The sequence below is a fragment of the Aquabacter sediminis genome (assembly GCF_028863665.1).
Classification (GTDB): Bacteria; Pseudomonadota; Alphaproteobacteria; order Rhizobiales; family Xanthobacteraceae; genus L1I39.
On record NZ_JARBFX010000014.1, the window covers coordinates 57,028 to 79,014 of the forward strand.

A 21,987-nucleotide genomic window follows, 5' to 3' on the forward strand; every position below is an offset into this window, starting at 1 on the left:
CTTCCTCGCCGCCGCCGCCCGTGCGAAAGGAGACGCTCGGGCGAAGGCGCCTGTTCGGGGATGGAGTGGAGACGGCCGGATGAGCGATGTGACCGAAAGCGGCGTGCGCGAGGCCCTGGCGAAGGTGCGAACCCCTGATGGGGTGCCGCTGTCCGCATCCCCTGCCTTGTCCGGCATCGTGGTCACCAGCGGCAAGGTCTATCTCTCCATCAATGTCGATGCCGCCCAGGCGCGGGCCTGGGAGCCGGTGCGGGTCGCGGCCGAGGAGGTGGTGCGGGCGTTGCCGGGCGTTGCCTCCGCGCTGGTGGCGCTCACCGCCGAGCGCAAGATGGCTGGCCGGCCGGGTGGCGCGCCGCAAGGTGGGGCTCCGGCTCCAGGTGGGGCACCTCAAGGGGGCGGCAAGGCCATCGAGGTGCCCGGTGTCGGCGCCATCATTGCGGTGGCCTCGGGCAAGGGCGGCGTCGGCAAGTCGACCTTGTCCATCAATCTGGCGCTGGGCCTGCGCGACCTCGGCCTGAAGGTCGGCCTGCTCGACGCAGACATTTACGGACCCTCCGTTCCGCGCCTGTCCGGCGTGCACGGCAAGCCGGAGACCATTGACGGGCGCATGATGGTGCCGCTGGAGAATTTCGGCCTTCAGCTCATGTCCATCGGCTTCCTGGTGGACGAGGCGACCCCCATGATCTGGCGCGGGCCCATGGTCATGTCGGCGCTCACCCAGATGCTGCGCGAGGTGAAGTGGGGGCCGCTCGACGTGCTGGTGGTGGACATGCCCCCCGGCACGGGCGATGCGCAGCTCACCATGGCCCAGCAGGTCAACCTCGCCGGCGCCGTCATCGTCTCGACGCCCCAGGACCTGGCGCTGATCGATGCCCGGCGCGGCATCGCCATGTTCCAGCGGGTCAACGTGCCGATTCTCGGCGTGGTCGAAAACATGTCCTATTTCATGTGCCCCCATTGCGGGGAGCGCTCGGACATTTTCGGCCATGGCGGGGCGCGGCACGAGGCGGAGGAGATCGGCGTGCCTTTCCTCGGCGAAGTGCCGCTGCACATGCGCATCCGCGAGATGTCGGACGCCGGCTTGCCCATTCTGGTCTCCGATCCGCAAAGCCCGCAGGCGGAGGTCTATCGCAATATCGCCCGCGCGGTTCAGGCCTCCATGGGCCGGGCCGGGGCCTCGGCGCGCAAGGCGCCGCGCATCGTGATCGAATAGCGCGGCGTCTACGCCTTTAGTACCATAGGGGGGCGGTCGCCATTGCAACCGGCTTCCGGTACAAGAATGCGGGGCGTTCCGCCGGCCGGCCTGCCGCAGCGGGATGCCAGAAGAATTTCATAGGGAGTCTCATCCATGAAACGCCGTGAGTTCCTGACTGCCGCCGGCGCCGGTGTCGCCGCGTCCACCGCCGTCGCCATGCCGGCGATCGCGCAGTCCCAGCCCGAGATCAAGTGGCGCTGCACGTCGTCCTTCCCCAAGTCCCTCGACACCATCTATGGCGCCGCCGAGCTGATGGCCAAGAACGTGGCCGAGGCGACCGACGGCAAGTTCCAGATCCAGGTCTTCGCAGCGGGCGAAATCGTCCCCGGCCTCCAGGCGCTCGACGCGACGCAGAACAAGACCGTCGAGATGTGCCATACGGCTTCTTATTACTATGTGGGCAAGGATCCGAGCTTCGCGTTCGGCTCGGCGTTCCCGTTCGGCCTCAATGCCCGCCAGCTGAATTCCTGGTTCTACCATGGCGGCGGCCTCCAGGTGCTGGCTGAGTTCTACAAGAAGTACAACGTCGTAATGCTGCCGGGCGGCAATACGGGCTGCCAGATGGGCGGCTGGTTCCGCAAGGAGATCAAGTCGGTCCAGGACCTGCAGGGTCTGAAGTTCCGCATCGCCGGCATTGCCGGCCAGATCTTCTCCAAGCTCGGCGCGGTGCCGCAGCAGCTCGCCGGCGGCGACATCTATCCCGCGCTGGAAAAGGGCACCATCGACGGCGCCGAGTGGGTCGGCCCCTATGACGATGAGAAGCTCGGCCTCTACAAGGTGGCGCAGTACTACTACTATCCCGGTTGGTGGGAAGGCAGCGCCGGCCTGACCTTCTTCTACAATCAGGACAAGTGGAACGAGCTGCCCAAGGCCTATCAGGCGGTGCTGACTTCCGCCGCGGCCCAGGCCAATGGCGACATGCTGGCCAATTACGACGCCAAGAATCCGGGCGCCGTGCAGCGTCTCGTGAAGGCCGGCACCCAGCTGCGCCGCTACCCGAACGACGTCATGGACGCCTGCTTCAAGGTGGCGACCGAGATGTATGACGAGATCGGCTCCAAGAATCCGGACTTCAAGAAGATCTACGAATCGGCTCGTCCGTTCCGGAACGAGAGCTATCTGTGGTGGCAGATCGCCGAATACAATTACGACGACTACATGATCCGCGCCCGCAGCCGCGGCTGAGGATCGACGCAGACGCCGCGCCCCAAGGGTGTCGGCACAAGAAAGGCCCCGGAGCGATCCGGGGCCTTTTTTCATGGACCATCAGGAGTACCGCGCCGTGCGGGCCGCACATCCCTCCGGGAAAGAGGCGATCACGCCGCTCGCAAGCCGCGCCCGATCAGCGCGTGCCGCCGGGCGTTGCCTGGGTGCGGCCGCCTTCCTGCGCCGGGCCCTTATGGGTGTCCTGGCCGGGGGCCACGCCGCTGCGCGGGGTCGAGGGCACCGAGCCCGTGGTGTCCATCGAGCCGCCGCTGCCGCCGGGGGTCGCCTGGGTGCGGCCGCCCTGCTGGGCGGGTCCGGCCTGGGTGTTCTGGCCGGGCGCGACGCCGCTATTGGGGGTCGGCTTGGCGGCATTGTCATTGCGGTTCACGGTGCCCGAGCCGGAGGCGCCGGGTGTCATGTTCGTCCGGCCGCCTTCCTGGGCCGGGCCAGCCTGGGTGTTGGGGGCAGGGGCGATGCCGCTCTGGGCCGCAGCGCCGAAGGTGGACAGCGCCAGGGCGGCGGCGGTGAGAAGGGGAAGCGTCTTGTTCATTGATATCTCCTTTGTCGTCCCGCTCGCTCGTTGCAACGCCCTCACGGCGCCCCGGTTCAATCACGCCGGCGTGTTCAAGGCGATCATCGGGCGGCGCATGGGGAGGAGGCCCGCGGCGCAGAACGTATGGCGTTGCAATGTGATCGGCGCCTGCTCTAGTGTCCGCGCGCGTTTCGACCCCCTCTTCCAGCTGCCGGAAGGCTGCCCATGATCGACCCCTCGCTGCCCGCCCACATGCGCCCCGACCATTCCTTCCAGGGATTGCTGCTGACCCTTCAGCGCTTCTGGGCGGATCAGGGCTGCGTGGTCCTGCAGCCCTATGACATGGAAGTGGGCGCGGGCACCTTCCATCCGGCCACCACGCTCCGGGCGCTTGGTCCCCGCCATTGGCGCGCCGCCTATGTGCAGCCCTCGCGCCGGCCGAAGGACGGGCGCTATGGCGAGAACCCCAATCGGCTCCAGCACTATTATCAGTTCCAGGTGATCCTGAAGCCCTCGCCGGACAACCTGCAGGAGCTCTACCTCGCCTCCCTCGATGCCATTGGCATCGACACGCGCCTGCATGACGTGCGCTTCGTGGAGGACGACTGGGAGAGCCCGACGCTGGGCGCCTGGGGGCTGGGCTGGGAATGCTGGTGCGACGGCATGGAGGTCTCGCAATTCACCTACTTCCAGCAGGTGGCCGGTTTCGAGTGCTCGCCGGTCTCGGGCGAGCTGACCTATGGCCTGGAGCGCCTCGCCATGTATGTGCAGGGCGTGGAGAACGTCTACGACCTGAACTTCAACGGCCGTGAGGGCGCCGAGAAGGTCACCTATGGCGATGTCTTCCTGCAGGCCGAGCAGGAATATTCCCGGCACAATTTCGAATATGCCGACACCGACATGCTGCTGGAGCAGTTCCGCATGGCCGAGGCCGCCTGCACCAAATATCTGGCGGCGGGCGACCGGGGCGAGAGGCACCTGATGGCGCTGCCGGCCTATGACCAGTGCATCAAGGCCTCCCACGTCTTCAATCTGCTGGATGCCCGCGGCGTCATCTCGGTGACCGAGCGGCAGAGCTACATCCTGCGGGTGCGCGAGCTGGCCAAGGCCTGCGGCGCGGCCTTCCTGAAGACCGAAGCCGGCGGCGCCGGCTGACCGGGGAGGGGCGGGGGCCCATGGACGAGCACGCTGGGCGCGCCATGCGCCTGCCCTGGAAGACGGTGGCCGCTGGCGCCGCCGGCAATGTGCTCGAATGGTACGACTTCGCGGTCTACGGCTTCTTCGCCACGGTTTTCGCCAAGGTCTTCTTTCCCTTGAGCTCGCCTTTCGTGGGCTTGCTCTCGGCCTTCGCGGTGTTCGCAGCCTCCTTCCTCATGCGCCCCCTGGGTGCGGTGGTGTTCGGCACCCTGGGCGACCGGCTGGGGCGCTCTCGGGCCCTCGTCCTGTCCGCCGGTCTGATGACCGCCTCCACCGTCTCCATCGGCCTCCTGCCCAGCTTCGACATGGTGGGGATCGCCGCCCCGGTGCTGCTTTTGCTCATGCGCCTCGTCCAGGGGGGGTGCATCGGCGGCGAATACACCACCTCCGCCGTCTTCCTGGCCGAGCACGCGGCGCCGGGCCGGCGGGGCTTTGCCACTTCTTTTTCGGCCGCCGGGGTGAGTGGGGGCACGCTGATCGGCTCGGGGGTCGCCGCCATCGTGGCCGGGACGCTGAGTTCGGACCAGCTTCTCGCCTGGGGCTGGCGCGTGCCCTTCCTGCTTGGCGTGGTGCTGGGGCTGCTCTCGCTCTATCTGCGGCGCACGGCCCTTCAGGAGACGCCGCCGGTCTCCGACGGCAGGCTGCCCTTGCTCGACACCTTGCGTCACGATCTGCCAGACCTCGTGCGGGCGGTGATCCTCTCCTTCCAGGCGGGCGTCGCCTATTATCTTCTGTTCGTCTACCTTGCGACCTATCTCCAGCAGCAGGACGGGCTCTCCGTCAGCTTCACCTTGCGTCTGAACACCGTGTGCCTGGCCGTGACCATGGTGCTGGTGCCCATCTGCGCCATCATCAGCGACAAGGTGGGACGCCGGCTCGTGGTGCTGATCGGCATGGCCGGGCTCACGCTGCTGACCTGGCCGCTCTTCACTTTGTTCGGGCGTGACGACATCCGGCTGGTCATTTCCGGCCAGATCGCCCTCGCCATGCTGCTACCGCTGGCCAATGCGCCTCTCGCGGCTCTGCTGGTGGAAATGTTTCCGCGCCGACGCCGGTGCTCGGCCGTCGCCTTCGCCTGGAACCTGGGGGTCGGCATTGGCGGGGGAACCGCCCCCATGGTGGCCACCTATCTGGTGGGCGACCTCAGCAACAAGATGGCGCCGGCGCTCTATCTTGCCGTCGTCTCCGGCATCGCGGCGCTGGCCGTGATGACGGTGAAGGACCGCCACCTGGGTCCGCTCGATCCCGATCCCACCCAGCCGGCATCTCGACGCGCTGGCTGAAACAGAATAGACGCGGGGGCAGCCGGCCCGTCTGGTCCGCCCCCGTTTTCTCCTCCGCCAACCCGCCCGGCGCGTCTGCTCGGGCAGGAAGAGCCAGATCCGATGCCCGACCTGTTTCTTGAACTGTTCAGCGAAGAAATCCCCGCCCGCATGCAGGCCCAGGCCGCCGAGGCGCTGCGCAAGCTGGTGACGGACGCTTTGGTTGAGCGCGGCCTGCTCTATGAAGGCGCGAAGGCCTTCGTGACCCCGCGCCGCCTGGCGCTGGCGGTGCATGGCCTGCCCGGCCGGCAGGCGGACAGCAAGGAAGAGCGCAAGGGCCCGCGCGTGGGCGCGCCGGACGGCGCCATCCAGGGCTTCCTCAAGGCGGCGGGGCTCGCCTCCATCGACCAGGCCACCATTCAGAGCGATCCCAAGAAGGGCGACTTCTATGTGGCCGTGGTGGAGCGGCCGGGCCGCCCCACCGCCGAAGTGATTGCCGAGATCGTGCCGCAGATCATCCGAGCTTTTCCCTGGCCGAAATCCATGCGCTGGGGCACGGGCAGCATGCGCTGGGTGCGCCCGCTCCATTCCATCGTCTGCACCTTCGGCACCGACATCGAAGAGGTGGAGGTCATCCGCTTCGAGGTGGAGGGCATCACCTCGTCCAACGTCACCTATGGCCACCGCTTCCTGGCGCCCGGCGCCATCGAGGTGAAGCGCCTGGACGACTGGCTGACCAAGCTGGAGGTCGCCAAGGTGGTGGCCGACCGGGACCGTCGCAAGTCCATCATCCTCTCCGATGCCAAGGACCTCGCCCTCGTCCACGGGCTGGAGCTGGTGGAGGATGAAGGACTGCTGGAGGAGGTGGCCGGCCTCGTGGAATGGCCGGTGGTGCTCATCGGCTCCTTCGATGCCGCCTTCCTAGACATTCCCGACGAGGTGATCCGCGCCACCATCCGCGCCAACCAGAAGTGCTTCGTGCTGAAGGACCCCAAGACCGGGCGCCTCGCCAACCGCTTCATCCTGATCTCGAATCTGGCCGCCACCGACCAGGGCGCCGCGATCGTGGCCGGCAATGGCCGCGTCATCCGCGCCCGCCTGTCGGACGCCAAGTTCTTCTGGGACACCGACCGCCGCACGGCGCTGGAGGACCGGCTTCCCAAGTTCGACCAGATCACCTTCCATGAGAAGCTGGGCAGCCAGAGCGAGCGCATCGCCCGCATATCGCGCCTTGCCGCCGAGATTGCCCCGCAGGTGGGTGCCGATCCCGAGCTCGCCGCCCGCGCCGCCCGCATCGCCAAGGCTGACCTGCTCACCGAGGTGGTGGGCGAGTTCCCCGAACTGCAGGGCCTCATGGGCCGCTATTATGCCGAGCACGAGAAGTTGCCGGCGGAGATCGCGGCAGCCTGCGAGGATCATTACAAGCCCCAGGGTCCCTCCGATCGCGTGCCCACCGCGCCCGTCTCCGTCGCGGTGGCCCTGGCCGACAAGATCGACACCCTGGTGGGCTTCTGGGTCATCAACGAGAAGCCCACCGGCTCCAAGGACCCCTATGCCCTGCGCCGCGCCGCCTTGGGCGTGATCCGCATCGTGCTGGACAACCAGCTGACCTTGCCCCTTCGGCCGGTGATCGTGGCCTCCGCCCGCGCCATCCTGGGCGAGGCCCATTACGGCTCCAATCCGCTCGACGTGTTCCGCGTCGACAAGCTCGCCAACAAGCTGGTGGCCGATATTCTGCACGACCTCGCCCGCCGGCTTGCCAAGCTTGGGCCGGACTCGGTGCCGGATGAGGCGAAGCGCGTCGAGGGCCAGACGATGGCCGGGGATCTTGCTACCGATCTCCTCGCCTTCCTCGCCGAGCGCCTCAAGGTGCATATGCGCGAGCGCGGTGCCCGTCACGATCTCGTGGACGCCGTCTTTGCCCTCGAGGGGCAGGATGATCTCCTGCAGATCGTTCGCCGGGTGGAGGCGCTCCAGGCCTTTCTGGAGACCGACGACGGCAAGACCCTGCTCGCTGGCTATCGCCGCGCGGTGAACATCCTGCGCATCGAGGAGAAGAAGGACGGTGCCCGCTATGCCGGCCCCGCCGTTCCCGCTTTCTTCGTGGAGCCGCAGGAAATCGCGCTGGGCGCCGCCATCGAGGAGGTGAAGGCCAAGGTGCGCGATGCGGTCGCCGCAGAGGACTATGCCGGCGCCATGGCCGCCCTGGCGGGCCTGAGGGCGCCGGTGGATGCCTTCTTCGAGGACGTGACGGTGAATGCGGCCGACGGCCAATTGCGCATCAACCGCCTGAAGCTGCTGGACGAGATTCGCGCGGCCACCCGCGGCATCGCCGATTTCGACCGCATCGAGGGCTGATCGCCCTCTGGCTTCCCTTCAAGCGCGCTCCGTCCGGATGGATCAGTCCGGGCGGCAGACGGCTTTGGCGGCAGGCAGCCCATGAAAAAGAGCCGGGCGGCTCAAAAATTTCCGCCCGGACGGCCATGCCACCGCGACAATCCTTAAGACCCATCCGACCGCTTCGACGCGTGCCATGGGCTGGCCTGCGGCACCCGTCCGAGCGGCTGAGGCGTTGCCGTGGCGCACGGTCGCGCCCGCGCTTGGGGGTGACATGGACCATCTTCCCTTTATTTCCAAGGGTTGCGCACGTTTCGCGCGAGCCTGTTGGCCGTCACGAGCGGTCGAGCGACGGATGGTGAAAATCCCCGCCAGGACGCCTTTCAAAGGCGCGTGAGTGGCGATGGGATTCAGGTCCTGTTAATACAAGTAAATATCGGATTTTCTTGGGCTTTTAGGGAAATGTTCATTGCCCCGCTTCACTCTGCTCACGGGTTGGGTTGAGTAATGGGTGAGCGTAGCGATGACCGATGCCTATCGGCCGAGGGTGAAATACGTGATCGGCCCGGACGGAAGTCCGTTGACCGTAGCTGATCTTCCGCCACCGGACACCAGACGCTGGGTCATCCGGCGCAAAGCGGAAGTGGTTGCCGCCGTGCGCGGGGGCCTGATCAGTCTTGAGGAAGCCTGCAAGCGCTATACGCTGACGGTGGACGAATTCCTGTCCTGGCAGGCCTCCATCGACCGGCACGGCCTTCCCGGCCTGCGCACCACGCGCATCCAGCACTATCGCCAGTGAGGGCAGGGGCGGTGCGCCACAGGCCCGCCCCGGTCAGGCTCCCTCTCTTGGGCTCTTCCCCGGCTCCAGCGCCAGCGCGCGGCAAGACTTCAAAGCTGAATGAAGTAACGGCGCGGGAAGACCTCACGGATCCTTAGTGGTCGCTCTCTTTCACGAGATCTGCACGAGGACCCTGTTCCACAAGATCCGTCAGACGTCTGCGTCAGGCCCGCGCACCTGCATTCTGTGCGGGGATGTAAGTCTTGTCGTCTGTCACGCGGCGCACGAAGTCGGCGAGGCGAAGCCCGCCCTCCTGCGGCGTTCCCACATTGACGATCTCAAGCTCCGGCGCCACGTCCAGGGCTGGAGCGCGCGTCAGGCGCTCGGCGATGTCCTGCGCGCTCTCGCGGCCGCGGGCGGCGAGGCGCTGCGCGCGCACGTCCACCGGCGCCGTCACATGCACCACGCAGAGCCGTTCAAATCGCGCCCGCGCCACCGGCAAGGTTGCCCGCGAGCCATTGGCGATCACTGTGTGCCCGGCTGAAATCCAGTCCGCCACGTCCTCCCCCAGCGCGTAGCTGAGGCCATGGGCCTGCCAGCACAGGGCAAAGCGCGGCTGGAGGCGGGCGAAGTCCTCCAGCGTGAGGGTGCCGTGGGCTTCCCCGGCGCCCGCCGGGCGGGTGACCAGGCGGCGGGCCACATGCACGTCGGACCGCTCCGCCAGCGCCGCGCGGGCGATGTCGATGAGCGTGTCCTTGCCGGCGCCCGAGGGCCCCACCACCAGGATCAAGGCTCCCGGCCCCAGCCGCCTTTGCGCATCGCTCATGCCACCCGACGCCCTTCGCGCCACACCCCGCGCACCACCGGCATGTCGCCGACCAGCCCCACGCGGATGAGGTCCGCCCGCCGATCGGGCGCGATCTCTCCCCGGTCCAGGAGCCCCGCCGCCTCGGCGGGGGTGCGGGAGACCATGCGCACCGCCTGTGGCAGGCTGATGGCCTCTTCCCGGCGCGTCAGGTCGAAGGCGCTCCACAGGAGGGAGGAGGGCACATAGTCCGAGGACAGGATGTCGAGCAAGCCGTTGCGGGCCAGTTCCTGTGCCGAGACATTGCCGGTGTGCGAGCCGCCCCGCACCAGGTTCGGCGCCCCCATGAGCACGCGGATGCCGGCGGCGTGGGAGAGGCGCGCCGCTTCCAGCGTGGTGGGAAATTCGGCGATGGCCACCTTGTCGCCGATGGCCTCATCCACATGGTCCGGCGTCCCGTCGTCATGGCTCGCCAGCACGATGCCGCGCGCCTGCGCCAGTGCCACGAGGCCGGCCCTGTTCTCGCGGGCGAAGCGGGCATGGAAGTCGAGGCGGGTGGCGACGATGACGTCCATCTCGTCGTCGGTGATGCCGCTCTTCTTCTTGTAGTAGCTGCGGAACTGCTCGATGGTCGCGAACTGGCGCTGCCCCGGCGTGTGGTCCATGAGCGAGACGAGCCGCACCTCGAAGCGCTCCATCAGCGCCTTCGCATCCTCCACCACCGTGTCGGTGGGGATCTCGCAGCGCAGGTGGATCTGGTGGTCGGCCCGCAGGGCATCCGCCTTCCCCGCCGCCGCCAGCGCCTCCGCAAGGACGGGCGCATCGCCATCCATCCCGACCGCCTTCTTGTCCGGCCACACCCGCAGGGAATCGAACACGGTGGTGATGCCGGAAGCGGCGATCTGCGCATCATGGGCGAGCACCGCCGCCATGGGATTCCAGCGCACCTTGGGACGGGGCGAAAGGTGGCCTTCCACATGGTCCGTGTGCAGTTCGACAAGGCCCGGCAGCACATAGTCGCCGTCGCAGTCGATGGCGTCCCGGGGCACGGCGCCGGTGCCGATTTCCACGATCCGCCCGGCACGGACGCGCACATCGCCCTCGATCACCGCATCGGCGGTGACGATGCGGGCATTGGCGAGGATGAGGTCGGGCTCGGAAGACGCCTGCGGCATCGCAAATCCTCCTTGGAGGCGAGTTCGTTCGAGGGGCGCGAGGCACGCGTCGCCCTGGGAGAGCGGGACGCGTCATGGTGGCGCGTCCCGTGCGGGAAAGGTGCGGCGATCAGACCCGGAAGCGGGCCACGTCGATCACCCGGTCGGACACCGCCGCCTGGATGGCGGTGTCGTGGAAGATGCCGATGAGGGCCGTGCCGCGCGCCTTGGTCTCGCCGATGAGGTCCACCACCACCGCCTGGTTGGCGGCATCGAGCGACGCGGTGGGCTCGTCCAGGAGCAGAAGGTCGCGGGGCGAGATGAAGCCGCGGGCGATGTTCACCCGCTGCTGCTCGCCGCCGGAGAAAGTGGCGGGGGGCAGGTCCCACAGGCGCTGGGGCAGGTTGAGCCGGGCAAGCAGGTCGCGGGCGCGGGCCTCCGCCTTTTCAGGGGCGACCCCATCCTGGCGCAGCGGCTCGCTGACCACGTCCAGCGTCCGCACGCGGGGAATGACCCGCAGGAACTGGCTGACATAGCCGATGCGCTCGCGCCGCAGCTTCAGGATGCGGCGGGGATCGGCCTTCACCACATCAATCATCCCGTGCGGCCCGTCGGCCACTTCGATGGCCCCGGCATCCGCGCGATAATTGCCGAAGATCATCTTCAGGATGGAGCTCTTGCCGGCGCCGGAGGGCCCGCCCAGCGCCACGCACTCGCCCCCATGCACCTCGAAGGAGACATTGCGCACCACCGGCAGCCGCGCCCCATCGCGCAGATGCAAGGTGAAGGACTTCTCCAGCCCCTCCACCTTCAGGCGCGGCCGGGCCGCCTCCGAAGCGGGAATGGGCGGGGCGGAAGGGGCCTCGTCGGCCCCATAGGTGGCAGCGAGCGTAGCGGGCATCATGCGGCAAGCACCGAGGCGACGAGGAGCTGGGTGTAGGGTTCGTGCGGATCGTCGAGCACCTGGTCCGTCAGGCCCTCCTCGATCACCCGCCCGCGCCGCATCACCATGATGCGGTGGGACAGGAGGCGGGCGACGGCAAGGTCATGGGTGACGATGATCACGGCGACGCCGAGATCAGCCACCAGGGAGCGGATCAGGTCCAGGAGCCGCGCCTGGACGGACACGTCGAGGCCGCCCGTAGGCTCGTCCATGAAGACGAGGCGGGGCCGGGTGACGAGATTGCGGGCGATCTGCAGGCGCTGGCGCATGCCGCCGGAAAAGGCGCGGGGATCATCATCGATGCGGCTGGCATCGATTTCCACCCGGCCCAGCCAGTCGGTGGCCTCATTGCGGATCTGCCCATAATGGCGCCAGCCCACGGCCATCAGGCGCTCGCCCACATTGCCGCCGGCCGACACCGCCATGCGCAGGCCCTGTTCCGCATGCTGGCGCACGAAACCCCAGTCGGTGCGCAGTAGGAGGCGCCGCTCGGCCTCAGACAGGCTGGCGAGGTCCCGCAGCGCGCCATCGCGCATGCGGTAGCTCACGTCGCCCGATGTGGGGGCAAGCTCGGTGGAGAGGAGCGAGAGCAAGGTGGACTTGCCCGAGCCGGATTCGCCGACGATGGCCAGCACCTCGCCGGGATGGACGGTCAGGTCCACGTCCAGGCAGCCGGGACGGGCGCCGTAATATTTCGTCAGGCCCCGGGCGACGAGAAGGGGGTCATCCGCGCTCATGCCAAAGCCTCCGCGCATCCCGCCGCCTGGGGGCGGGACGGATCGAGATGGATCAAGATTGGCGACCGCCCGCCGGGCTTGCCCAAGTTGCAATTTGTAGCTACAAAAAACCTCTGCGCGGGGGCGCTTGATGGATGCGGGACTTCTATGAGTGGCATCCGGCCAAAGCTGACACCAACGTGGCCAAGCATGGCGTGCACTTTCGGGCCGCTCGGCGCTTCGAGTGGGAGACCGCGCTCGAGAAGATCGACATGCGCGGCGCCTATGGCGAGGTGCGGTGCACCGCCATCGGCTTTATCGGCGAGCGCCTGCACGTCATGGCCTATACGCGGCGTGGCGCCTTCGTGTGCCTCATCAGCCTGAGAAAGGCGAATGCCAGGGAGATCCGGCACTATGTCGAATTCTGACCGCACGTCGGCCCGTGCCCGTGCCCGCGCGGCGCTGGAGAAGATGACGCCGGAGGAAGACGCCGCGCTCACGGCGGCGGCGGAAGCCGACCCGGACAATCCGCCCCTGACGGAGGAGGATTTTGCGAAGATGCAGCCGGTGCGCCGGCGCGGGGCCGGCCGGGCGCCGCGTAAGCAATTGGTGTCGCTGCGCATCGATCCGGATGTGGTGGAGCATTTCCGCGCCACCGGGGAAGGCTGGCAGGCGCGCATCAATGCCGCCTTGCGCAAGGCGGCTGGGCTGTAGGCGCTCATGCCAAAGCCTCCGCTCGGCCTGCCGCCTCGTTGCGGGCCGGTTCGAGATCCACGTGCAGGCTGACGCCGTGGCGGCGGAAGCCGAGATTTTCGTAGAATTGGTGGGCCTTCACGCGCTTGGCGTTGGAGGACAGGACGAGTTTGTAGCAGCCTTTCTCCGCCGCCTTGGCCATGGCGAAGCGCATCATGGCGCCGCCCACCCCGCTTCCCTGGCGCTCGAGGGCCACCACCACGTCCTCGATCACGGCGGAGGGGGCGCCCATATGGCCGAGATTGTCCATCACCAACAGGGCGAAGGTGCCGACCACCGCGCCCGCATCCTCGGCCACATAGAGCACATAATCGGGATAGCGCGCGAAGCGGGCGAAGAGGGCGCGCGCGTCGGACAAGGAAAGGGTGCGACCATCATCCATGCCCGGCTGGGCATAGAGGGCGAGCACGCCCGCAAGGTCATCCTCGCGGGCGGGGCGAATGAGGAGGCCGCTCATTCCGCCGCCTCCTGCGCCGAGGCGCTCAGCTCGCCGCGATGGCCCTCGTCCTGGCGGGTGCTGCAATGGTCGGTGTCCGAGCACACGAACATGCGCCCGCCTTTGTCGTCGAGGATCACCTCGTCGAGATAGACCCCCGTGGCGCCGCACAGCGCGCAAGGCTTGGCGAAGTGCTGGACGCGGAAGGGATGGTCCTCGAAGTCCAGCGACACCACCTGCGTGTGCGGCGGGATGGCATAGATGCGCTGCTCGCGCCCGGCACCGAAGAGCTGCAGCGCCGGGCTGTCATTCATTTTGGGATTGTCGAACTTGGGGATGGGCGAGGGATCCATCACATAGCGCCCGGCCACCGCTACCGGATAGGCATAGGTGGTGGCGATATGGCCGTGGCGGGCGATGTCCTCGTAGAGCTTCACATGCATGAGGCCGTAATCGGCGAGGCCGTGCAGCTTGCGCGTCTCGGTCTCGCGCGGCTCCAGGAAGCGCAGCGGCTCGGGGATGGGCACCTGATAGACCAGCACCTGCCCGGCCTTGAGCTGCGCCTCGGGGATGCGGTGGCGGGTCTGGATGACGCTCGCCTCCTCCGTGCGGGTGGTGGTGGCCACCCCCGCCGTCTTCTTGAAGAAGCCCCGGATGGCCACCGCATTGGTGGTGTCGTCCGAGCCCTGGTCGATGACCTTCAGCACATCATCGGTGCCGAGGATGGAGGCCGTCACCTGCACGCCGCCGGTGCCCCAGCCATAGGGCATGGGCATTTCGCGGCTGGCGAAGGGCACCTGATAGCCGGGAATGGCGATCGCTTTCAGGATCGCGCGCCGGATCATGCGCTTGGTCTGCTCGTCCAGATAGGCGAAATTATAGGTGATGGCAGGCGCCGTGGGGGTGGGGGCAGCGTTGGTGGGGGCTGTGGTCATTGCGCCGCCTCCGGCAGTTGGAGGGCTTCGTCGGACGGGTCCTCGTCCTGCGGCAGGGCGCTGGCCCGCATGCGGCGCACCAGGTCCAGCTCGGCCTGGAAGTCCACATAATGGGGCAGCTTCAGGTGCTCCACGAAGCCGGTGGCCTGCACATTGTCGGAATGGGAGAGGACGAACTCGGTGTCCTGGGCGGGGGCGGTCTTTTCCTCCCCCAGCTCCTGCCAGCGCAAGGCCCGGTCCACCAGCGCCATGGACATGGCCTTGCGCTCGGACTGGCCGAAGACGAGCCCATAGCCGCGCGTGAACTGGGGCGGCACGCTGGCCGAGCCCTTGAATTGGTTCACCATCTGGCATTCGGTGACGGTCACACGGCCGAGCGGCACGGCAAAGCCCAGCTCCTCCACATGGAGCTCCACCTCCACCTCGCCCATGCGCACCTCGCCGACGAAGGGGTGGGTGCGGGCATAGCCGCGCTGGGTGGAATAGCCGAGCGCCAGCAGGAAACCCTCGTCGCCGCGCGCCAGATTCTGGAGCCGCAGCGGCCGCTCGGCGGGGAAGGAGAGGGGCGAGCGGGTGAGGTCCGGCGGCTCGCTGCCGTCGTCGCAGGGCGCGGGCTCGATCAGGCCCTCGTCGCCCAACAGGTCGGTGACGCGCGGCATGGCCTCCGGCGGTTGCGCGGTGGCGGCCGGCGCCGCGTCCGTGCGGGGCGCGGGAGGCATCGCATCGGCCGCATTCACCGCCAGCGCCGGGTCCAGGAGGCGGTGGGTATAATCGAAGGTAGGTCCCAGCACCTGCCCGCCGGGCAGGTCCTTGAAGGTGGCCGAGATGCGCCGACGCGCCCGCATGGCACCCGTATCCACCGGCTCCGTGGCGCCGAAGCGCGGCAACGTGGTGCGGAAGGCCCGCACCAGGAAGATGGCCTCGATCATGTCGCCCCGCGCCTGCTTCAGCGCCAGGGCGGCCAGGTCCCGGTCATAGAGCGAGCCTTCCGCCATGATGCGGTCCACCGCCAAGGCGAGCTGCTCGCGGATCTGGTCGATGCCCAGTTCCGGCACGGCCGGGTCGCCCCGCCGGGTGCGATCGAGCAGAGCGTGGGCATTGCCGATGGCGGTCTCTCCGCCCTTCACAGCCACATACATGGGCTTACTCCTCCGCGCCGGCGCGCACCGAGCGGGGAAGCCCCACCACGATGCCACGCGCGACCAGCAGCAGGTCGATGCCGAGCGGGAAGGCGGCGCGGTTTTCGCGCAGCCGGTCCGCCATGTCCTCGGGAAGCGGCGCGGCGCCAAGCCGTGCTGTCCCGTCAATACCAGGGCCTTCGAGCCGGAGGCGCACGCCGGCCCCGTCCGGGCCGGCATCCTCCACGCCGACGATGAGGGTCGCCGAACGGTCGGGATAGTCGGGCTCGCCCTGGGCGAAGCGTGAGAAGTCGGGCAGGTTGGCGCCCGAGGCGATGAGGGCGAAGCGGGCGGCGGCGGTGTCTGCCACCACCGGCGCACCCGTGTGAAAGCGCAGGAAGTCCGCCACACCCGGGGCGTCCCGCAAGGCGGGATCGAGCCAGACGGGCGTCTCATAGTCGAGGAGGGCGAGTGCGATGGCCGCAAGCTCCGGCGTCAGCGGGGCCGGCGGGGTGAGGTCGGTGGCCAGCTTCTGGGGCGTGCCGGGCTGGGCGAGCGCCCACATCACCGCCTTGAACGTGCGCTGGGCATCGCGGGACGGGTCGGAAAAGCCGGCGGCAAGAGCGGTGGCGGCCATCAATCCTCTCCCCGCACCATGGTGAAGAACTCCACCTTGGTGGCCTTGGTCCGTTCGGCCTCGGCGGCTTCGTCTGCGGCAATGCGTGCGCGGATGGGCTTCAAAGCGTCCTCAAGGGCCGGACGCAGGGCCGGGTCCTGCCAGAGCGCATCCAGAATGGCGGCGGAGCGGGCGCGCTTGGGATCGCGCCCCAGGAGATAGGCGACCCCGGTGGGACCATTGCCGATGCGCACCGCCGCGCGGGTGACGGTGGCCTCGCCCAGATTGAAGGGCGCGCCGTCGCCGCCGATGCGGCCGCGCACCATGGCGAGGCCCGATTCGGGGGTGCGCAGATCCTTGATGGGCGGCAAGGGCGCGAAGCGCTCCAGCGCCATGTCCAATTCCCTCTGGGTGGCGCTGGCGAGAATGGTCATCGCCGCCTGCCGTTGCGCGGTGAGGTCCTGGTCTGCCGTCATGGAGCCCTCAAGCCGTAATATCCGAGGCCGAATGCGGCGTCGGAGGTCTCTCGAACCGGATCTGGTTTTAGTTTGTATAATAGTCTATACAAACAAACAAGGCCGGAATGGCGATGGCAAACAGCGAATGGGGGGACCATGGAAGACTTCGATCACGGGACAATGACGGCGGTGGACGAAAGCGCGCTGGCGCGCGGCACCGGCGTTGCCCTCTGGAAGCAGATCGCCGAGCGCCTGGAGGCGGAGATCGCGGAGGGCACGTTCCCCGCTGGCGCCCGCCTGCCGGTGGAAGCCGACCTGGCGGTGCGCTTCGGTGTCAATCGGCACACGGTGCGCCGCGCCCTTTCGGTGCTCACCGAGCGTGGGCTGATCGAGGCGACGGCCGGGCGGGGCACCTTCGTGCGCGAGCCGCCGCTCGCCTATCCCATCGGGCCGCGCACCCGCTTTTCAGAGATCGTCTCGGCGGGTGGGCGCGAGCCGTTCGGGCGTTATCTGGGCTCGTCCGTGGAGCCGGCCTCCGCCGAGGTGGCGCGCGGGCTCGCCGTGGCGGAGGGGACGGACGTCCTGGCCATCGAGAGCATGCACGAGGCGGACGGGGTACCCATTTCCTTCGGCCGTGCCTTTTTCGTCCATGCCCGCTGCCGCGACCTGGACCTTGTCTATGCCGCGACGGGATCGCTCACGCGGGCTCTCGCCACCATCGGCATCCAGGACTATCGTCGGCGCGAAACCCGAATTTCGGCGCGCCCCGCCACCGAGCGGGAACAGGAGGTGCTGAGCCTTGCCGCCGGCCGCTCCGTCCTGGTGCTGGAGCGGGTCGACGTGGAGCCGAACGGCGTGCCCCTGCAATGGGGGCGCTCCAGCTTCGCGGCCGACCGGGTGCAATTGGTGGTCAAGCCTTGAGGTCTATCGTGCCTGTTGTCTCTTCCCTCGCCGAGCTCCGCAGCGTCTACAAGCCCGCCAATCCCCGCTCCGTGGCCAAGGCGATTCCCCAGCTCGATGGCCATTGCCGGCGCTTCATTGCGCTCAGCCCGTTCATGCTGCTCGCCACCGGCGGTCCCGACGGCACGTCCGACGTCTCCCCCCGTGGCGACGGCCCCGGTTTCGTGGCGGTTGAGGATGACCACACCCTCCTCCTGCCCGACCGCCCCGGCAACAACCGCCTCGACAGCCTGGAAAACATCATCGCCCGCCCGGGAGTGGGCCTCCTGTTCATGATCCCGGGTGTGGACGAAACGCTGCGGGTGAACGGCACGGCGCAGATCCACACGGACGAGGAGCTCAAGGCGCGCTTCGTGGTGCAGGGCAAGCTGCCGCTGTCCGTGATCCGCATCACCGTGCACGAGGCCTATCTGCATTGCGCGAAGGCGCTCATGCGCTCGGAATTGTGGAATGCCGACCGCCAGGTGGAACGCACCATCCTGCCCACCATGGGGCAGATGCTGGAGGACCACACGTCCGGCACCTTCAAGGCCGAGACCCAGGAAGAGATGCTGAAGCGCTACAAGGAAGTCATGTACTGAGGCGGTGGTTCAAGGGGCCGGCAGCACCCGCCGGCCCGCCCGCGCCGCCTCGTCATAGACCCGCGTGTCGCCGGGCTTTTCCGAATAGCAGGTGGACGCCACCACCGGCGTCCCGGCCTTCAGGAGGTCGGAGACGGTGACGAAGCGATAGCCCTTGGCCTTCAGCGCGGGAATGAGCATGCGCACCGCCTCGGCCGTGTGGCGACCCCGGCCATTGGCGTGCATCAGCACGATGGAGCCGGGCTTGATGGCCCGCAGCATGGCGTCCGCCATGAACTTGGCGCCCAGGAAAGCCGGGTCGCCGGAATCCACGTCCCACTGGATGGCGAGGTGCCCGGTCTCGTTCACATAGCCGAGCGATTCCGGGCTGCACGAGCCATAGGGAAAGCGGAACAAATCGGTGCGCGCGGGCACCTTGTCCAGCATGCAGCCGGCTGCCGCCGCATCCGCCCGCGCGCCCGCCACCGCCATGTCCGTGTCATCCACCTGACGGCGCATGTAATCGCCGCCGCGAACGGCGAGGTTGGCGTGGGACCAGGTGTGGTTGCCCACCTCGAACAGCGGGTCGGCGATCAATTGGGCGGCGCGCTCCTTGTGATCCACCGTCCATTTGCCGCCGGCGAAGAAGGTGGCCGGCACCTTTTCGGCCCGCAGCGTGTCCACGATCACCCCGTCATAGCCGGAGATTTCACCCGAGGCCTCGCACAGGTCGAAGGTAAGGGCCACCAGCTTCACGCCCGGCGGCAAGTCCACCCGGCGGATCGAGCCTGCCAGCGGGGGCGTCACGGGACGGGCCGGGGGCAGCAGGCGCTCCTGGAGGTGAGCCACCGTATGGGAAGGCTGCACCTTCTCCTCGCCCGGCCGCGCCGCGAGGGTGCCTGGGGCGAAGCAGGCGGGCTGGGCGGCCAGCGGGGAGGCGGGGAGAAGGGCGAGGACGCCAAGGAGGACGGCCCCGCAGGCGAGGCGGCGGATCGGGGGCTGGGGCATCGATGCGGGTCTGTGTGGGGCTTCTTCGTGGGCCGGCGACGGGGTGTGTTGACCGACGCCTCTGAAGCGTGCGGCAGAAGGTCTGGCGGCCAATCCTGGCCGGGGCGGTGGGCGGCGGCACTATGCACGGTCGCGCCCGGCGCGGAACCGCCCATTGCGGGGATCACCCATGCGCGATGCCCTCTTCCTCGCTGTTCACCGTTCCCGCCGGAGCCTTGCTTCGGCCTTGCATGGCCCCTGGCGCGTGTGGAGCGCAAGCTGTACCATTCTGAGGTGTCCCGATGATGACCGGGGGAGGGGTCCGTGGCGGTTGTGGTGCGCACCGCAGAACTGCGCCAGCGCCAGGAGAGGCCGTTCCGCGACGCGGTGGTGGCTGAGATGGCGGATGTACGTCCCGAGGGTTTCGATGCCTATCGCGACATCATTTCCAGCTTGCGGCGGGTGACCGCCTGATGCGCCCGCTGGCCTCTTTGCCGCCCGTGGTGGTGGCCCTCGATGTGGAGACCACCGGCGTCACCGGGGCGGACCGCATCGTCTCCATCGGCATGGTCCGTCTGGAGACGGCGGGCCTTGCCGAGGGAAATCTGGTGGTGGATGTCCAGCACGCCTTCTGCAATCCGGGCCGGCGCAGCCATTGGGCGGCATTGAGGGTGCATGGCATATCGGATGTCTTTCTGACGGCGCAGCCGCCCTTTGCCGACCTCGCCGACGACATTTGTGCGTTCCTTTCTCCCGCCAGCCTCCTTCTCGCCCACAATGCCCCCTTCGACCGGCGCTTCCTGACCCAGGAACTGGCCCTTTCCGGCCGTATGGGGCGTCTGCCGCCCTGGCTTTGCACCCTTCAGATGTCCGGCGTGAAGCTGGATATGGCCTGCGCCAATCTCGGCCTGACGCGCGCCGGCGCCCATCACGGAGCGCTCGAGGATGCCTGGCTGGCCCTCATGGTCTATCTCGCTTATTCCGGCGTTCCGCGCGACCTCCTGTGCAACTTGCCGGCAGACCTGACCGCCGCCACCGCCGCCCCATCTCCGGCCCTGGCCTGAGGGAAGGCGCGCCGCACACGGCAAGGGCCTTGCGGGAGCGGCGCGGCGGGCCGATGTTTCCGTCCATCCATGCGGCGGGGGCCGTAACGGGGACAAAAGAATGCCCGCCTGGCCGAACATGCAGACCCTTTCCGGTGCCGCGCCCGGCAGCCCGGGCAGCGAGCCACCGCTTGCCCTGGTGACGGGCGCCAGCAGCGGCATCGGGCTGGAATTTGCCCGCCTGCTCGCCCGCGACGGCTTCCGCCTGATCCTGCTGGCCCGCGACACGCGCCGGCTCGCCGCGGCGGCCCGGGCCATCGCGCCGGTGCCGGGGGGCATCGAATTGATGGCGGTGGACCTGTCCGACCGCGAGGCGGTGGAGGAGCTGTGCGGGCACCTGGCGGCCCTTGAGCTGGACGTGCTCGTGAACAATGCCGGCTTTGGCGCCTATGGCCCGTTCGATGAGATCGACGGCGCGCTGGAGGCGGACATGATCGCCGCCAATGTCACCGCGCTCACCCTCATCACCAAGGCGGTGCTGCCGGGCATGGTGGCGCGCGGGCAGGGGCGAATCGTCAATGTGGCTTCCACGGCCGCCTTCGCGCCGGGTCCCTTCGCCGCCGTCTATTCCGCCACCAAGGCCTATGTGCTCAGCCTGTCGGAGGCGCTGGCCGAGGAATTGCGTGACACCCGCATCCGCGTCACCGCGCTCTGCCCCGGCCCCACCGACACCGCCTTTGTGGAGCGCGCGGGCATGGGGCGCACGCGGGTGTTCAAGGGGCCGGTGGCCTCGGCCAAGACGGTGGCGGAAGCCGGCTATACGGCCATGCTCGCAGGGCGGCCGGTGGCGGTGGTGGGGCTGGCCAACCGGCTGATGACGTTTGCCGTGCGTTTCGCGCCCCGCGCCTTGGTGGCGCGCCTTGCCCGTCGCGCCTTTGCCGAGGACGAGATGGGCTGAGGCGATCCATCAGCTTTCTTCGCGGACGCCATCAGCAAAATCCATTTGTGCTCGCGGCGGGTGGGGAGTAGCTGCGGACCATCTCTCCGCCCGCTTCGCGGGTCTGTCCTGAAGACGCGCCATGAACCTCCTGTCCATCCAGTCCCATGTCGCCTATGGCCATGTGGGCAATGCCTCCGCCGTCTTTCCGCTGCAGCGCTTGGGCGTGGAGGTGTGGCCGATCCATACGGTGCAATTCTCCAACCATACCGGCTATGGCGCCTGGCGCGGCCAGGTGTTCGAGGCTGGCGTCATCGGCGAGCTGGTGACCGGCATCGCCGAGCGCGGGCGCCTGTCCGCCTGCGATGGGGTGCTCTCGGGCTATATGGGCTCGGCCGATATCGGCGCCGCCATCCTGGATGCGGTTGCGCAGGTGCGCGCGGCCAATCCAAAGGCCGATTATTGCTGCGATCCGGTGATCGGCGACGTGGGGCGCGGCATCTTCGTGCGGCCGGGCATCCCCGAATTCATGCGCCACCAGGCGGTGCCCGCCGCAGATGTCATCACCCCCAACCAGTTCGAGCTGGAACTGCTCTCCGGCCACAAGGTGGTGACCCTCGACGATGCGCGCGCCGCCTGCGACCTGCTGCATGCCTCAGGTCCAAAGGTCATCCTCGTGACCTCGCTCCATGTGGATGCGACGCCCTCCGATGCCATCGACCTGATGGCCAGCGGCCCGGACGGGCGCTTCCTGGTGCGCACGCCCAAGCTGGACGTGTCGCTGAATGGGGCAGGGGACGCCATCGCGGCCCTCTTCTTCTTCCACCTGAAGCGCACCGGCTCAACCGCCGCGGCGCTGGAGGCGGCGGGCTCCTCCATTTTCGGCCTGCTGAAGCGCACGGCGCAGGCCCAGTCCCGCGAATTGTTGCTGGTGGATGCCCAGGACGAGTTCGTTCGTCCAACTCATGTCTTCACGCCGACGCGCACTTAAGGCCAAAC

The 21,987-nt window shown here is 68.3% G+C and carries 25 protein-coding genes; 14 read left to right on the forward strand and 11 right to left on the reverse strand.

Translation table 11 applies throughout. The annotated features are described in order from the left end of the window. The first annotated feature begins 79 nt into the window (after positions 1-79). The gene (locus PV781_RS21465) at positions 80-1,213 is read left to right on the forward strand and encodes an Mrp/NBP35 family ATP-binding protein (protein ID WP_274777668.1); all 1,134 of its coding nucleotides are present in this window, start codon (positions 80-82) and stop codon (positions 1,211-1,213) included. 135 nt (positions 1,214-1,348) lie between these two features. Continuing rightward, positions 1,349-2,440: a TRAP transporter substrate-binding protein gene (locus tag PV781_RS21470; RefSeq protein WP_274777669.1), complete on the forward strand. Its 1,092-nt coding sequence runs from the start codon at positions 1,349-1,351 to the stop codon at positions 2,438-2,440. A gap of 157 nt (positions 2,441-2,597) precedes the next feature. Here PV781_RS21470 and PV781_RS21475 read toward each other — a convergent pair whose 3' ends face one another. After that, complete coding sequence (locus PV781_RS21475; protein WP_274777670.1) at positions 2,598-3,011, reverse strand: hypothetical protein; 414 nt, start codon at positions 3,009-3,011, stop codon at positions 2,598-2,600. A gap of 210 nt (positions 3,012-3,221) precedes the next feature. Between PV781_RS21475 and PV781_RS21480 the strand changes: the two genes are divergently transcribed. The 4 genes from PV781_RS21480 to sciP all read left to right on the forward strand — a co-directional run bounded on the left by PV781_RS21480 (position 3,222) and on the right by sciP (position 8,588). Beyond that, positions 3,222-4,148: a glycine--tRNA ligase subunit alpha gene (locus tag PV781_RS21480; protein WP_274777723.1), complete on the forward strand. Its 927-nt coding sequence runs from the start codon at positions 3,222-3,224 to the stop codon at positions 4,146-4,148. A gap of 20 nt (positions 4,149-4,168) precedes the next feature. Further along, entirely contained in the window at positions 4,169-5,473 is a 1,305-nt protein-coding gene (locus tag PV781_RS21485) for an MFS transporter (RefSeq protein WP_274777671.1), read from the forward strand. Between the two features lie 102 nt (positions 5,474-5,575). Further along, positions 5,576-7,810 (forward strand): glycine--tRNA ligase subunit beta, encoded by a 2,235-nt coding sequence (gene glyS / locus PV781_RS21490; RefSeq protein ID WP_274777672.1) that lies wholly within the window; start codon positions 5,576-5,578, stop codon positions 7,808-7,810. Between the two features lie 502 nt (positions 7,811-8,312). After that, positions 8,313-8,588 (forward strand): CtrA inhibitor SciP, encoded by a 276-nt coding sequence (sciP, locus tag PV781_RS21495; protein ID WP_127089660.1) that lies wholly within the window; start codon positions 8,313-8,315, stop codon positions 8,586-8,588. A gap of 202 nt (positions 8,589-8,790) precedes the next feature. Here the strand turns inward: sciP and phnN are convergent, their stop codons facing one another. The 4 genes from phnN to phnK all read right to left on the reverse strand — a co-directional run bounded on the left by phnN (position 8,791) and on the right by phnK (position 12,206). Continuing rightward, the gene (phnN, locus tag PV781_RS21500; RefSeq protein WP_274777673.1) at positions 8,791-9,393 is read right to left on the reverse strand and encodes a phosphonate metabolism protein/1,5-bisphosphokinase (PRPP-forming) PhnN; all 603 of its coding nucleotides are present in this window, start codon (positions 9,391-9,393) and stop codon (positions 8,791-8,793) included. Beyond that, entirely contained in the window at positions 9,390-10,547 is a 1,158-nt protein-coding gene (locus PV781_RS21505; RefSeq protein ID WP_274777674.1) for an alpha-D-ribose 1-methylphosphonate 5-triphosphate diphosphatase, read from the reverse strand. The genes phnN and PV781_RS21505 overlap by 4 nt, the downstream gene beginning before the upstream one ends. Positions 10,548-10,656: 109 nt before the next feature. Beyond that, entirely contained in the window at positions 10,657-11,430 is a 774-nt protein-coding gene (gene phnL, locus PV781_RS21510; protein ID WP_274777675.1) for a phosphonate C-P lyase system protein PhnL, read from the reverse strand. Further along, positions 11,427-12,206, reverse strand: coding sequence for a phosphonate C-P lyase system protein PhnK (phnK, locus tag PV781_RS21515; RefSeq protein WP_274777676.1), 780 nt, complete (start codon positions 12,204-12,206; stop codon positions 11,427-11,429). The genes phnL and phnK overlap by 4 nt, the downstream gene beginning before the upstream one ends. A 134-nt stretch (positions 12,207-12,340) precedes the next feature. Between phnK and PV781_RS21520 the strand changes: the two genes are divergently transcribed. Together PV781_RS21520 and PV781_RS21525 are read left to right on the forward strand one after the other, a co-directional pair. After that, positions 12,341-12,613 carry a BrnT family toxin gene (locus tag PV781_RS21520; protein WP_274777677.1) on the forward strand — a complete coding sequence of 91 codons (273 nt, stop codon included), beginning with the start codon at positions 12,341-12,343 and terminating at the stop codon, positions 12,611-12,613. Further along, positions 12,600-12,899 carry a BrnA antitoxin family protein gene (locus tag PV781_RS21525; protein WP_342455463.1) on the forward strand — a complete coding sequence of 100 codons (300 nt, stop codon included), beginning with the start codon at positions 12,600-12,602 and terminating at the stop codon, positions 12,897-12,899. The genes PV781_RS21520 and PV781_RS21525 overlap by 14 nt, the downstream gene beginning before the upstream one ends. 4 nt (positions 12,900-12,903) lie before the next feature. Here PV781_RS21525 and PV781_RS21530 read toward each other — a convergent pair whose 3' ends face one another. The 5 genes from PV781_RS21530 to phnG are packed head-to-tail and all read right to left on the reverse strand — an operon-like array spanning position 12,904 to position 16,519. Then, positions 12,904-13,395, reverse strand: a complete 492-nt coding sequence (locus PV781_RS21530) for a GNAT family N-acetyltransferase (protein ID WP_274777678.1) — start codon at positions 13,393-13,395, stop codon at positions 12,904-12,906. Further along, positions 13,392-14,309 (reverse strand): alpha-D-ribose 1-methylphosphonate 5-phosphate C-P-lyase PhnJ, encoded by a 918-nt coding sequence (locus tag PV781_RS21535; protein WP_274777679.1) that lies wholly within the window; start codon positions 14,307-14,309, stop codon positions 13,392-13,394. The genes PV781_RS21530 and PV781_RS21535 overlap by 4 nt, the downstream gene beginning before the upstream one ends. Beyond that, positions 14,306-15,448 carry a carbon-phosphorus lyase complex subunit gene (locus PV781_RS21540; RefSeq protein WP_274777680.1) on the reverse strand — a complete coding sequence of 381 codons (1,143 nt, stop codon included), beginning with the start codon at positions 15,446-15,448 and terminating at the stop codon, positions 14,306-14,308. Before PV781_RS21540 ends, PV781_RS21535 begins: the two co-directional genes overlap by 4 nt. Before the next feature lie 4 nt (positions 15,449-15,452). Further along, on the reverse strand, positions 15,453-16,064 hold the full coding sequence (phnH, locus tag PV781_RS21545; RefSeq protein WP_274777681.1) for a phosphonate C-P lyase system protein PhnH: 612 nt from the start codon (positions 16,062-16,064) through the stop codon (positions 15,453-15,455). After that, complete coding sequence (phnG, locus tag PV781_RS21550; protein ID WP_274777682.1) at positions 16,064-16,519, reverse strand: phosphonate C-P lyase system protein PhnG; 456 nt, start codon at positions 16,517-16,519, stop codon at positions 16,064-16,066. The genes phnH and phnG overlap by 1 nt, the downstream gene beginning before the upstream one ends. 138 nt (positions 16,520-16,657) lie before the next feature. On the opposite strand from phnG, the gene phnF reads away from it, so the two are divergent. Further along, a complete protein-coding gene (gene phnF, locus PV781_RS21555) occupies positions 16,658-17,422 on the forward strand; it encodes a phosphonate metabolism transcriptional regulator PhnF (protein ID WP_274777683.1) in 765 nt (254 codons plus the stop codon). 8 nt (positions 17,423-17,430) lie between these two features. Beyond that, positions 17,431-18,042 (forward strand): pyridoxamine 5'-phosphate oxidase family protein, encoded by a 612-nt coding sequence (locus PV781_RS21560; RefSeq protein ID WP_274777684.1) that lies wholly within the window; start codon positions 17,431-17,433, stop codon positions 18,040-18,042. Positions 18,043-18,051: 9 nt separating this feature from the next. On the opposite strand, the gene PV781_RS21565 is transcribed toward PV781_RS21560, so the two are convergent. Beyond that, positions 18,052-19,029, reverse strand: coding sequence for a polysaccharide deacetylase family protein (locus tag PV781_RS21565; RefSeq protein ID WP_274777685.1), 978 nt, complete (start codon positions 19,027-19,029; stop codon positions 18,052-18,054). A gap of 303 nt (positions 19,030-19,332) precedes the next feature. Here PV781_RS21565 and PV781_RS21570 point away from each other — a divergent pair, with 303 nt between their 5' ends. From PV781_RS21570 to pdxY, 4 genes are all read left to right on the forward strand, one after another. After that, positions 19,333-19,482 (forward strand): hypothetical protein, encoded by a 150-nt coding sequence (locus PV781_RS21570; protein ID WP_274777686.1) that lies wholly within the window; start codon positions 19,333-19,335, stop codon positions 19,480-19,482. After that, positions 19,482-20,072, forward strand: a complete 591-nt coding sequence (locus PV781_RS21575; RefSeq protein ID WP_274777687.1) for a 3'-5' exonuclease — start codon at positions 19,482-19,484, stop codon at positions 20,070-20,072. Before PV781_RS21570 ends, PV781_RS21575 begins: the two co-directional genes overlap by 1 nt. Before the next feature lie 100 nt (positions 20,073-20,172). After that, positions 20,173-21,009 carry an SDR family NAD(P)-dependent oxidoreductase gene (locus PV781_RS21580; protein WP_274777688.1) on the forward strand — a complete coding sequence of 279 codons (837 nt, stop codon included), beginning with the start codon at positions 20,173-20,175 and terminating at the stop codon, positions 21,007-21,009. 121 nt (positions 21,010-21,130) lie between these two features. Then, complete coding sequence (pdxY, locus tag PV781_RS21585) at positions 21,131-21,979, forward strand: pyridoxal kinase PdxY (protein ID WP_274777689.1); 849 nt, start codon at positions 21,131-21,133, stop codon at positions 21,977-21,979. Positions 21,980-21,987: the final 8 nt, after the last annotated feature.